We start from the raw sequence: 13,040 nt of genomic DNA, 5'->3' as shown, positions 1-13,040 counted from the left end.
AGTAAACATTATATCATGATTTTTAACAAATTTCTTATGTTTTATATCGCATTGATGGGTAATATTACATTATGATATAATTATAAAAGCATAGTGCCAGCAAAGTAACACAATCAGGTGGTTGTGAATTAGGCCCAAGACCTATTGATTTACATTTGAAAGCATTAAGAAGCCTTGGTGCAAAAATAGATGATATTAGCGGCGGTTACATATTATGCGAGACAGACGGACTGAAGGGATGCGACATTTATCTTGATTATCCGAGTGTAGGTGCAACGGAAAATACCATGATAGCTGCTGTTTATGCACAGGGAGACACTGTTATCAGAAACGCAGCAAAAGAGCCGGAGATTGTAGATTTACAGAACTTCCTTCAAAAAATCGGGGCAAAGGTTACCGGAGCAGGATCAAGCGTAATAAGAATTAAAGGTCTTGAGAAAAAACTGAACAATGTTGAGCATACTATAATCCCCGACAGGATCATTACGGGTACATATATGGTCGCTGCTGCTATTACAGGCGGCAATATAACAATAAAGAATATTATACCGGAACATATCATATCAATTGCCTCGGTGTTAAGGGATATAGGCTGTCAGATTTCCATAAAGAGGAATGACATCCAGGTGAGCGCCGGAACAAGGTTAGATGCAATTGAAGTAGTACGGACCTTGCCTTATCCAGGATTCCCAACGGATATGCAGGCACAACTGATGACATTGCTTTCAATATGCAAAGGGACCAGCATTATAATTGAGACAATATTTGAAAGTAGATACAAACATGTTGACGAACTCTTAAAGATGGGTGCAAACATCAGAATAGACAGTCGTGTCGCTGTGATAAAAGGTGTTGACGGCCTTAACGGTGCGCAGGTGACAGCAAGAGATTTACGCGGAGGTGCGGCTTTGGTTCTTGCCGGATTAGCAGCAAAAGGGGAAACTATAGTTACAAGCCTTGAGCATATTGACAGAGGCTACTACAAGATAGAAGATAAACTGTCAGCTTTAGGCGCAAAAATTATAAGGGTATAAAAGCGAATGAATAATAATCAAAAGAAAAATTTAAAAACTACAAATGACAAAAAGAAAAAAAAATACAGATTTAAAATAAGAAGGCTGAAAAAGTTATTTACATTTGTTTTGATTGTGACGGCAGTTGTTTTATTTGCCAGATCTTCACTTTTTATAGTAGATAACATAAATGTTACTGGGAATAAAAAATACCAGGCCAATGAAATAATTTTGCGTTCAGGGCTTGTTACAGGTCAGAATGTGTTCAAAATGCTTGGAGAAAAACCAAAGAATCTGTTAACTCTAAAGTTTGGAGACAAGGAAAAAGCAGTTTCAGTTTCTATGCCGTACATAAGCTCTATCAGTATAAGACCTTCCCTACCAAAGTCCATAAAAATAAAGGTGACGGAGAGAACACCTTATTGTATACTCGACAATAAAGGGGCAAGCCTGTTGATTGATAAACAGGGGTATGCATTGGAAGTTCTTACAAATCAAAATGAAAAAAAGAAATATTTCAAAATAATAGGTAATTCGTTGGATAGCTTTAAATTGGGACAAGAGGTAAAATTTAAGAATAAAGATACACTGAATGACTTGATGATTTTTTGTAATGCCCTTACAAAGAATGATAAGGATTCTAAACTGAAACTGTACCCAAAACTGACAGCAGTTAATATGTCAGATCCCGGTGCCGTAACAGCTGTATTTGAAAACAGGGTTACCGTAAAGTTTGGTGACATGGATGATTTGGATTACAAAATAGGTTTCTTCAGAAAGTTATTTGTTAATAATATTACTGCCAAGCAAAAAGGAACACTGGATTTTACAACGGGAAAGTATCCGTTCTTTGCTCCGGCTGAATAATTAAAATACATACAACTGTGGCTCATGGAGGTTAATATGATACCGATTTTAGGATTAATTCTGGGAATAATTGCAGGCATGTTTATTCCAATAACGATACCATCAGAGTATTTTACATATGTAGCGGTGGCCATACTTGCTGCATTAGACTCTGTTTTTGGCGGGATAGTTGCGTCAATAAACAAAAAATTCGAGATGAGAATATTCCTGTCAGGCTTTTTTGGAAATGCGTTGCTTGCTGCTGGTCTTGCTTATATTGGGGACAAACTTGGAATACAAATATACTTTGCAGCCATTTTTGCCTTCGGTAACAGACTTTTCTTAAACTTTGCTTTAATTAGAAGATATCTATTGAATAAAATGTTTAAAAAAGATAATATAGTAAAAGAGGATGTTTAGATTAGAATGTTACGTAAAGTACTAAAGATACACTTTTTAGGGGGTCAGTTCGGTGTCTGATATCATTGTAGGAATTGACATAGGTACTTCTAAAGTAAGTACGGTAATTGGGAAAATTAACAGCATGGGCGAGGTAGAGGTCTTAGGTAAAGGAACTGATCCTTGTACTGGGGTTAAAAAAGGAATCATTGTAGATATTGAGGCGGTTTCGTCATCTATTAGAAATTCGGTAAAAATGGCTGAAGCTCAGGCAGAAATCAAAGTTGTTACTGCATACGTAAATATTTCAGGATTGCATGTGGATATTATAAATCATAAAAATTTTACTATTGTTTCCAGCGAAAATAAGGAAATTTCAAGAAACGATGTTCAAAAACTTCTTTACTCTGCGGGTGCTATGAATATACCCGAAGGCAGTGAGATTATTGATGTTGTTCCCAGACAGTACATAGTAGACGGTTACGATGGTATCACTGATCCTGTAGGTATGAAGGGAGCAAAGCTTGAGGGAGATTTTGACGTAGTAATAGGAAAGATTATCTCAGTACAGAATATTGTAAGAAGTATGGAGAAAGCCGGTTTAAAAGTTGATGGGATAATACCCGAAGGCTTTTCAGCGGGGGAGTGCATTTTAGCTCCCGACGAAAAGGAAATGGGAGTAGTGCTTATTGATGTTGGAGGAGGTTCAACCGAGATAAGTGTTTTCAAAAATGAGATGCTGGTTATGAACAAATGTATTCCTGTTGGAGGAGATCACATAACCAATGATTTGTCTATAGCTCTTAAGATTACATATTCCGAAGCGGAAAAGATAAAAAGACAACTTCAACTGGCCTCCACAGCTCTTATTAAATTTGATCAGGATATAACAGTAAACGATATCAGCGAGAGTTTTAAAAAGAATATTAAGGTTTCAGATATTATAGAGGTAATTGAAGCAAGAGTTTATGAGATGTTCAGCATATGCTGTGATCTGATTCAAAAAAATTGTCCCGGTAATTACGGTGCAGGAGTGGTACTTTCCGGAAACGGAATATCAGCAATGGATGGAGCGGTACAAATTGCAAATGAGCTATTCAATATGCCTGTACGGGTAGCATCGCCAAAGGTAAGAAGTTTATCCGGCCTGCAACATTGTACCGCAGCCGGTATAATCAGTTACATAGGAAAACAGGAAAGAGAAGCAAGTACAACAAGTTCTATTAGTAAAAAAACTGATTTAAAGCCTGTAAAAAAAGCTAAAGAAAGTTCTTTTTTTAAAAAGGCATTAAATGCCTTAAAAGAATTTTTTTACTAGGTAATAAAATCTAAAACTTGCCTTATTTGTTTTTATAATATATAGTATTATTATGTGTTTTTCTACGCTATATATAAAAAAAGACAATTTATTCCGTTGATTTTAATAGATATACACATCAAGTTTTATTACAAATGCTAAAGGGGGATTTAAATTGCTAGATTTCGAGATTGACATGGACCATTTTGCCCAAATAAAAGTTATTGGTTGCGGCGGCGGTGGTAACAATGCCGTTAACAGGATGATAGCAGCCGGGTTAAGAGGCGTGGATTTTATAGCGATTAATACTGATAAGCAGGCATTATTTTTATCAAAAGCCAATACAAAGATTCAGATAGGAGACAAGCTTACTAAGGGCCTTGGTGCCGGAGCAAATCCTGAAACCGGAGAAAAAGCAGCCAATGAGAGCAGAGATGAGATTGCTCAAGCGATAAAGGGTGCCGACATGGTTTTTGTTACTGCCGGAATGGGCGGCGGAACAGGAACTGGTGCAGCTCCTGTTGTAGCGCAGCTTGCAAGAGAAATGGGTATTCTTACTATAGCTGTTGTTACAAAACCTTTTATGTTTGAAAGCAGAACTCGTATGCAGCATGCTGAAAGAGGTATAGAAAACCTTAAAAATTCAGTTGATTCGTTGGTAACAATTCCAAATGACAGACTCCTACAGGTTGTTGAGAAGAGAACAACCATGGTAGATGCTTTCAGAATGGCGGATGATGTCTTACTTCAGGGTGTACAGGGTATTTCTGATTTGATTGCTGTTCCCGGTTTAGTAAATCTTGACTTTGCCGATGTCAAAACAATAATGCTTAGTTCAGGTTTGGCTCACATGGGAGTAGGAAGAGCATCCGGTGAAAGTAGGGCAGAAGAAGCAGCAAAACAGGCAATTCAAAGTCCGCTTCTTGAAACATCAATTGAGGGAGCAAGGAGAGTTCTTGTAAATATTACAGGAGGACCTGATTTGGGTCTGTTTGAAGTAAATACTGCTGCTGAACTCGTTCAGAAATCTGCTGACCCCGAAGCAAATATAATTTTTGGAGCTGTTATTGATGACAATCTCAAGGATGAACTTATGATAACAGTTATTGCAACCGGTTTTGAGACTAGTCCTATCCTTAAAAAGACTGAGAAGCCTGTTGAAAAAGTAGTTAAAAATCCTGTAACTACAAATGCTTCAACCCCTGTTGAAAGCGGAAGCTACGGTTCTATTTCACAAGAGAAGAATTCTTCCGGTTCAATGTCAGTTGACAATGAACTTGATATACCAACTTTCCTGAGAAGAAACAGATTTAAATAAATAGAGCATAAATTCGGTTAATTTATCGCATTTGCAGCCCGTTGGAAGTTCCAACGGGTTTTTTGCATTTTCCGGGTTTTTGAAAACCTATTTTGTCAAATGAAAATTCTTTTTCTACATTTCTTTTTGACAAACTTTTGTTAATTAACTATGTATAATAAACATAAAAACATAAAGGCTTGAATAATAATTTAATAGATATAATTTCCGTACAGGTCTTTTAGTAATTGTGAGGTATAAAAGTGGAAATTTATTTGGATGTTCTTATCCTTGAAAATTTGGTTATCAATTATCTTATTCTATATGTTACTGCAAAGTTTTCCAGATACAGAACCAGTACTTTGCGATTATTTTCAGGGGCGATAATAGGCGCCTTATATGTTGGCGTTATAATAATTGAGCCTGATATAAAGGTATTCTATACTACTTTGGCAAAGATACTTTTATCCTTCTTTATAATTGCTGTAACCTTTTCTCCCAGAAAGATTATGACATTCATAAAAACATTAGTAATTTTTTACATATCAACTTTTATATTTGCCGGTGCGGCACTTGCTTTCTTGTTTTTCAACGAGCAGGGAGGTTTTGTGAAAAACGGTATTGTTTATGTATTTGGACAATCAAAGTGGAGTTTGATGTTTTTTTCACTTGTTACAGTGGGTATAATCATAAAAATATTTATGGAAGTCATTCAAAGTAAATTTACCAGAGATAATCTACTGATACCGGTTAAGATTTCCTTCGATAACAGAAAGATTGGGTTTCCTGCTTTAGTAGATACCGGCAATTCATTAAAGGACCCTTTAACAAATAATCCTGTAATGGTTGTAGAATTTAAGGCACTGGAAGAACTACTGCCAATAGAGATAAAGGATATCTTTAAAAATTCAAAGGAAGACGATTTAAGCTGTGTAACTACAACAATTTCAACTTCTAAGTGGTTTTCAAGGTTTAGGCTGATACCCTTTAGCTCGTTGGGCAAGGAAAACGGAATGCTTATAGGGTTTAAACCTGATTTTATTGAAATAGGTGAGGAAGAAGAAAAAAGGGATGTAAAAAATGTGATTGTAGGTATATACAACAGGTCCCTGTCAAGGAATGAAAAGTACAAGGCACTGCTTGGTCCGGAACTGGTTGCGTAGGCTGAATTACTATATACATATTTGAAAGGGGACAGCTAAATGAATTTTGTATCCAGGTGTAAGATGTACTTACTTATCAAGTACGAAACGCTATTAAGGAAATTTAAGATTGGGAGCACATTTCCCGTACATTACATAGGAGGTAGTGAGGCTTTGCCGCCTCCTCTTACCCTCGACGAAGAGACATACCTCCTTAATAAGCTTGAACAAAGCGATTATGGCGTTAAAAGTATTTTAATTGAAAGAAATCTCAGACTGGTTGTTTATATTGCAAGAAAGTTTGAAAATACAGGTGTAGGAGTAGAAGATTTGATTTCCATAGGTACTATAGGTTTGATAAAGGCTATAAATACATTCAATCCTTCGAAAAATATTAAGCTTGCAACATATGCTTCAAGATGTATTGAAAATGAAATACTCATGTATTTGAGAAGAAACAACAGGGTTAAGGCAGAAATATCTATTGATGAACCTTTAAATATCGATTGGGATGGTAATGAACTGCTGCTGTCGGATATACTTGGAACCGATAATGACATGATTCATAGGAGTATTGAGGACGAGGTTGACAAGGAGCTTCTTGCTGCAGCAATGAAAAAATTATCAGTAAGGGAAAAGAAGATAATGGAGCTGAGGTTTGGTCTTTCTAACGGTGTTGAAAAAACCCAAAAAGAAGTGGCTGATATGCTGGGTATATCCCAATCTTATATTTCAAGACTTGAAAAAAGAATTATCAGCAGACTAAAAAAAGAGATTAGCAGGATGACCTAGAGAGAAGCCGTTGAGCCCTCAAAAGCAAGCTTGTCAAGGGTTTCAAGAAAAATATTTTGGATGCTAATTCAGTATAAATTAGACCTTCATGGCAATAATGATATTGCACAGTTATTATTGCTCTGGAGGTTTTTATATGCTTATCAATAAAGTTGAAATATGTGGCGTTAATACATCTAAACTTCCTGTTCTCACTAATGAACAGAAAAAAGTACTATTTGAAAGAATGCATAAAGGCGATAATTCTGCTAGAGATGAGTTTATAAATGGAAATCTCAGGCTTGTATTAAGTGTTATTCAGAGGTTTAATAATAGAGGAGAATATGTTGATGATTTGTTTCAGGTAGGCTGTATAGGTTTAATAAAAGCTATAGACAATTTTGATGTAACTCAGAATGTCAAGTTTTCAACTTATGCAGTCCCAATGATAATAGGAGAAATCAGAAGGTATCTAAGAGATAATAACTCCATAAGAGTAAGCCGTTCATTGCGAGATATTGCCTATAAAGCATTACAGGCAAAGGAGAGGCTTACTACACAAAATTCAAAGGAGCCTACAATAGCAGAACTGGCTCAGGAACTTCAACTTCCCAAGGAGGATATTGTTTTTGCATTGGATGCGATTCAAGACCCTATATCGTTGTTTGAATCCGTTTACCATGACGGAGGAGATGCCATTTATGTAATGGATCAGGTCAGTGACGACAAGAATATTGACGAGAATTGGCTTGAAACTATTTCTCTGAAAGAAGCCATGCGTAAACTCAATGACAGGGAAAAACTGATTCTCAATCTCAGGTTCTTTGAAGGAAGAACTCAAATGGAAGTTGCAGATGAAATAGGAATTTCTCAGGCACAGGTATCAAGACTTGAAAAGACAGCATTAATGCATATGAAGAAGTATATTTAATAAATATGAAAAATTAAATATTTCATATCAAAAAAATTAGGACATATAATTATTAATATATGTCCTAATTTTTTTTGATTGCGGAGGTCAATACATGAGAAGAGCAAGCAGCCTGAAAGATAAGGAAGTTATAAATGTTTCGGATGGTACACGCCTGGGAATGGTCTCAGATGTCGAAATAAACCTCAATGACGGAAGAATAGAGGGGATAGTAGTACCTATACCGGGTAAATGGTTTGGTATGTTTGGAAAGGACAATGAATACATAATTCCATGGGAAAGTATAATTAAGGTTGGTGACGAAATAATACTGGTTGAAATGAATGAGAATATTGTCAGAAAGTTTTTAGAATGATAGCGGCTGTAGGTATACAAATATTATCAAATAAGGTAAAATGGAATCAGCATAAAAAACACTTGCTTTTACAACAGGAGGGTATAAACAAATGAAGTGTCCATTTTGCGGTTTTATAGAAGATAAGGTCATTGATTCCAGACCCACAGATGAAGGCTCTGCTATCAGAAGAAGACGTGAATGTACAAAATGCAACAGAAGATTCACCACATATGAAAAGGTTGAAAGTCTACCCCTGATGGTAATTAAAAAGGATAAGTCAAGACAGCCCTTTGATAGGGATAAACTAATGAATGGACTCTTAAGAGCATGTGAGAAAAGGCCTGTTTCTATAAACGATTTGGAAAAAATGGTAGAAAATATTGAATCACAACTGCATAATTCACTTCAAAGAGAAGTAACTACAGAAGACATTGGTGAAATGGTTATGTCAAAGCTTAAAACCATGGACGAAGTTGCTTATGTAAGATTTGCGTCTGTTTACAGGCAATTTAAGGATATAAATACTTTCATGGACGAGCTTAGAAAACTGCTTAGAGATGAAAAAATGGAATAGTTTATATAAAAAATACAGCCCATTCGCTTTTGTTGAATGGGTTTTTGACTTTATTATAGTTTTATGTTAAAATTTTATCCGATAGAACGATATCATTTCTTGTAATTCTTAGTATTTCTTCTATATTGGTAAGGTTTCTATTTAAATTTCTTAAGTTATATTCTAATGTGATTTACATCTAAATTTCTAAAAAAAATTAAATGAGAGGATATTTTATATGGTCTCAAAGGTAAAGAGCTGTGCCCTTTTGGGTATTGACGGCTGTATTGTTGACGTTGAAACAGATATAAGCAATGGTATACCCAATTTCGACGTAGTAGGACTTGGCGATATGGCAGTAAGAGAATCACGTGAACGAGTCAGAGCTGCTATTAAGAACAGCGGTATTGATTTTCCTGTAAGGAGAATAACAATAAATCTGGCTCCTGCAAGTCTGAGGAAGGGAGGATCAATGTATGATGTTTCCATCGCAGTAGGAATACTTGTAGCTTCGGATATAATAAAGAATACCGACCTTTCGTCATACATGTTCTTAGGAGAACTCTCTCTGGACGGAAGTATAAAACCAATAGACGGAATTATATCAATGGTTTGCTGTGCAGCTGCAAATGATATAAAGAATATATTTGTACCTGAAACGAATTCCGATGAAGCAGCAGTATTCAGTAGTGTAAACATTTTACCGGTAAAAAGCCTTAATGATATTATAAAACACCTGAATGGTGATAATACCATTCCATTCTACCTTATAAACGTGGACAGCATATTTATGCATAATACTAAAGACAGTTTGGATTTTTGTGACGTAAAGGGACAGGCAAGTTTAAAAAGGGCAATGGAGGTAGCTGCCTGCGGTTCGCATAATATGCTCATGATAGGTTCACCCGGCAGCGGCAAAACAATGCTGGCAAAAAGGCTGCCGTCAATACTTCCGGATATGACATTCGAGGAAGCAGTTCAAATAACAAAATTACACAGTATTTCAGGTCTTTTGCCGAGAAATACTTCTCTGATTACTCACAGACCTTTCAGAAATCCGCACCACACCATATCAGCAATAAGTCTTGTAGGAGGTGGAAAACAGTGCAAACCGGGAGAGGTTAGCCTTGCTCACTACGGTGTTCTTTTCCTGGACGAATTTCCGGAATTTGAAAAAAGTGCTATTGAAGTACTTAGACAGCCTCTGGAAGATGGAGAGATAACCATATCCAGAGTCAACGGAAGTATTACATACCCTGCAAGAACAACTCTTATTTGTGCAGCTAACCCATGCAAATGCGGTTATTATCTGGAACCGTCCAACAAATGCAGTTGTACGCCCAAAATGGTACAACAATATCTTGGTAAACTAAGTCAGCCATTGCTGGACAGGATTGACATACACGCAGAAATACATCCAGTAAGATACGATGATTTAAATAATGAAGTCAGGGAAGAAACGTCAGCCGTTATACGTGAAAGAGTAAATAGGGCAAGAAAGATTCAGACTGACAGGTACAGAGGGTTGGGAATATATTCAAATTCTGAATTGACGCCAACATTAATAAGAAAATATTGTGAACTTGACAGAAATACGTCAAGCCTTCTTAAAATGGCATTTGAAAGACTTGGACTGAGTGCTCGTGCCTATGACAGAATCTTAAAAGTAGCAAGGACTATTGCGGATATGGATGGCAGTGAGAAAATAAAATCTGAACATATCGCCGAGGCGATACAATACCGCAGCATGGACAGAATAAAAATATAGAAGGAGAATTTATGAGAGATATTGAGTACTGGATTTGGTTATCATCCTTGGAAGGATTAAGTTCGAAGAAGGCATTTGATTTACTGGAAAAATATAAAGGTCCCGATGTTATATATGGTCTTTCAGAAAATGATCTTAAAAATACAAAAGGGTTAACTGAAAAAAATATAAAAGAACTTTTGAACTCGGACAAAAGAGATAGAGTTGGTACTATATACAAAGTGATGGTGCGAAGTAATATAAAAATGGTAAATATTTACGAAGAAACCTATCCTCAAAAACTTAAAAATATATATGACCCGCCTATAGCTTTATATTATAAGGGAAAGCTTGAATCTGACAGTTTTTCTATTGCAGTGGTTGGTTCGAGAAGGACTACCGGGTATGGTGCGAAAACGGCCGGTAGATTGTCATATGACCTCTCAATGAGAGGTGTAACAATAGTAAGCGGTCTGGCCAGAGGAATTGATAGTATTGCCCATAAAGGGTGTCTGGACGCAGGAGGAAAAACCATAGCGGTTCTCGGTTCCGGGCTTGATAATATTTATCCTCAGGAAAATGTAGGACTTTTTGAGGATATAGTAGATTCCAAAGGATTAGTGTTATCTGAGTACCCTCCGGGAATGCCGCCGTTGCAACATAACTTCCCGGCACGAAACAGAATAATAAGTGGAATTTCCAGCGGAGTCCTTGTCATTGAGGCAGCTAAACGAAGCGGCTCTCTAATTACTGCAGGGTGTGCCTTGGAGCAGGGGAGAGAGGTCTTTGCCGTCCCGGGAAATATCGACTGTGCAATAATATCTATATTGGAATTAATCTTAAATATTATAAATATCGAGTTTTTTTTGAATACAATTAAATGCAGAAATAAGAACATTTTTAGTTATGTTTTTATTTGTGTGATTAAATTTTCAGTAAAAAACTGCATCGGTATTAACAAGTGCTATAGGGCATTCGCATAAATTTTCCGTAACTATTGTATTATTTTGTAATATATTGTACAATTTAAGTGTTAAACTGAAAAAATTTGTTTCGTGGATTTTTTTACAAAGAGAGTGAGGCTTCGGCTTCGCTCTTTTTGTTTTTCATTAAGCTTATATAGGGCTAAAAAGGCACTTTAAAACGTTTATATCTTTTTATCATGAATTTATATGCCACCCTCAAATAAACGGCTCAAAAAGTTATATGGTATCTATTTTATAGAGGTATTTAATGACGTACAAAGAAGATGAAGAATTGTTCTTGTCCATCATTCCATCCCTTAACGGATAGCCACCCCCAATTTATTATTTACATTTTCTTGCAATTAATACATATGGAAGATAAAATAAAGGTAAATATTGTAAATATGGAGGGTTAATTATGAATATTGATGGACTAATTCAAGACTTCCTTGATTCTGAAAACCTATCTGAATCATCAAAACCAATCTATGAAAATGTTTTGAGGTTTTTTGGAGGGTTTTTACGAGAAAATGATTGTAAGTTCGAAACCCTTTCTGAATTTGATATTTTTAGAAGTCTAGATATATATATTGCTGATAGAAAAATAAAATATGAAAATACTGCGAGATTTTATATATCATCGGTTAAGGATTTTTTTATTTTTTGTGATAAAAGAAATTTTGAAAAGAACAAAGATTTAGCATCATTAATTGGATATAGAAATACAGATAATGGATTTGAAGACAAGGTAAATATAAAGATAAATTCGTTGATTAGTACTAAAACAATTAGTACAGAAAAGACTGGAGTAGAGATTGACAGTAATGAACTAAAAAGACTTATTGATGAATGTGATTATATTATTGATAATTTTAATTCTAATGATTTAGAGGCTAATATCTATAATGGAAAATATACAAGTTATATATCTGCATTAGGGGCAAAAATTTTATCTTATACTGGCATTAAAGTTGGGCTTTTACTGAGCTTGAAAAAAGAGTGTACAAAAATTGATAAATTTTTAGTAATTGAAAATAAGAAAACAAAAAAGAGTTTTTCTGTACAAATTCCTAAGAGATTATATAAACAGCTAGTTAATTACAGGGATGAAATTAGAAATAGATTAATACAGGTAAAGAAAATTAATGATAATAATGATTTCTTTTTAATTGATTTTAATGGTATGCCATTAACTAACAAACCGTTTAATAATTTGATTTATGAATATATCGGACAGAATAAAGAAATGGGGTCTGCTACAGCAAGATTATCAAAAAGAGCTATTATTGATATGATGACTGCTGGAATGAGTATCAAAATTATTAAAGACTTAACTGGTTATGGAGATAAGGTATTAGATTATTGTAAAGAAAAAGCTGATGAAATTAAAAGTGTTGTTAAAGACCCAACCCATTATGTAAATCAGTACTTATGTAAAAGAGATAAAGAAAATGAGTACTATAGAAATATATTCAATATAGATGATGCTTACATAAAATACTCTATTTCAAAAAGGTATAATATCGAGATAGAAAAAATTAATAATAAACTTCAGCAGTTAGAAGATGGTAGAATTTATGAGCGGACTAATGCAAAAATGCATGGAAGTTTTGCGAATAATATTAGTCAATTAAAAGAAATGATTTCTGACTTGCTTTATAAAATAGAGTATGGGGAAGATTCTCGAAAAGAAGAATTAGGGAAAGAAGTAAGAGATCTAAATTTTGGAAGGTAACGGAAGG

Annotated in this window: 12 protein-coding genes and 1 pseudogene; all 13 read left to right on the top strand. The window is 35.1% G+C overall.

The genetic code is table 11. The features are described from left to right. Nucleotides 1–107 precede the first annotated feature (107 nt). Nucleotides 108–1,034 (top strand): annotated as a pseudogene (gene murA, locus CLO1100_RS11900) (UDP-N-acetylglucosamine 1-carboxyvinyltransferase); the annotation flags it as partial. A 6-nt stretch (nt 1,035–1,040) separates the two neighbouring features. Further along, nucleotides 1,041–1,880, top strand: a complete 840-nt coding sequence (locus tag CLO1100_RS11895) for an FtsQ-type POTRA domain-containing protein (protein ID WP_014313999.1) — start codon at nt 1,041–1,043, stop codon at nt 1,878–1,880. A 36-nt stretch (nt 1,881–1,916) separates the two neighbouring features. Next, nucleotides 1,917–2,279 (top strand): small basic family protein, encoded by a 363-nt coding sequence (locus CLO1100_RS11890; RefSeq protein WP_014313998.1) that lies wholly within the window; start codon nt 1,917–1,919, stop codon nt 2,277–2,279. 52 nt (nt 2,280–2,331) lie between these two features. Further along, the gene (gene ftsA, locus CLO1100_RS11885) at nt 2,332–3,576 is read left to right on the top strand and encodes a cell division protein FtsA (protein WP_014313997.1); all 1,245 of its coding nucleotides are present in this window, start codon (nt 2,332–2,334) and stop codon (nt 3,574–3,576) included. 154 nt (nt 3,577–3,730) lie between these two features. Next, a complete protein-coding gene (gene ftsZ / locus CLO1100_RS11880; RefSeq protein WP_014313996.1) occupies nt 3,731–4,873 on the top strand; it encodes a cell division protein FtsZ in 1,143 nt (380 codons plus the stop codon). 242 nt (nt 4,874–5,115) lie between these two features. After that, complete coding sequence (gene spoIIGA / locus CLO1100_RS11875; RefSeq protein ID WP_014313995.1) at nt 5,116–6,015, top strand: sigma-E processing peptidase SpoIIGA; 900 nt, start codon at nt 5,116–5,118, stop codon at nt 6,013–6,015. A 39-nt stretch (nt 6,016–6,054) separates the two neighbouring features. Further along, nucleotides 6,055–6,786 carry an RNA polymerase sporulation sigma factor SigE gene (sigE, locus tag CLO1100_RS11870; protein ID WP_014313994.1) on the top strand — a complete coding sequence of 244 codons (732 nt, stop codon included), beginning with the start codon at nt 6,055–6,057 and terminating at the stop codon, nt 6,784–6,786. Nucleotides 6,787–6,922: 136 nt separating this feature from the next. Next, on the top strand, nt 6,923–7,696 hold the full coding sequence (gene sigG / locus CLO1100_RS11865; protein ID WP_014313993.1) for an RNA polymerase sporulation sigma factor SigG: 774 nt from the start codon (nt 6,923–6,925) through the stop codon (nt 7,694–7,696). Nucleotides 7,697–7,790: 94 nt separating this feature from the next. Beyond that, nucleotides 7,791–8,051 carry a YlmC/YmxH family sporulation protein gene (locus tag CLO1100_RS11860; RefSeq protein WP_014313992.1) on the top strand — a complete coding sequence of 87 codons (261 nt, stop codon included), beginning with the start codon at nt 7,791–7,793 and terminating at the stop codon, nt 8,049–8,051. 91 nt (nt 8,052–8,142) lie between these two features. Then, on the top strand, nt 8,143–8,607 hold the full coding sequence (nrdR, locus tag CLO1100_RS11855; protein WP_014313991.1) for a transcriptional regulator NrdR: 465 nt from the start codon (nt 8,143–8,145) through the stop codon (nt 8,605–8,607). Between the two features lie 217 nt (nt 8,608–8,824). Continuing rightward, complete coding sequence (locus tag CLO1100_RS11850) at nt 8,825–10,354, top strand: YifB family Mg chelatase-like AAA ATPase (RefSeq protein WP_014313990.1); 1,530 nt, start codon at nt 8,825–8,827, stop codon at nt 10,352–10,354. 11 nt (nt 10,355–10,365) lie between these two features. Further along, the gene (gene dprA, locus CLO1100_RS11845) at nt 10,366–11,316 is read left to right on the top strand and encodes a DNA-processing protein DprA (RefSeq protein WP_014313989.1); all 951 of its coding nucleotides are present in this window, start codon (nt 10,366–10,368) and stop codon (nt 11,314–11,316) included. Between the two features lie 400 nt (nt 11,317–11,716). Further along, nucleotides 11,717–13,033 (top strand): site-specific integrase, encoded by a 1,317-nt coding sequence (locus CLO1100_RS21090; protein WP_014313988.1) that lies wholly within the window; start codon nt 11,717–11,719, stop codon nt 13,031–13,033. Nucleotides 13,034–13,040: the final 7 nt, after the last annotated feature.

Origin of the sequence: Clostridium sp. BNL1100, from assembly GCF_000244875.1 — a bacterium.
GTDB lineage: Bacteria > Bacillota > Clostridia > Acetivibrionales > DSM-1351 > Ruminiclostridium.
Note: the sequence above shows the minus strand (reverse complement) of the source record. Positions and strands in the feature narration are given on the sequence as shown.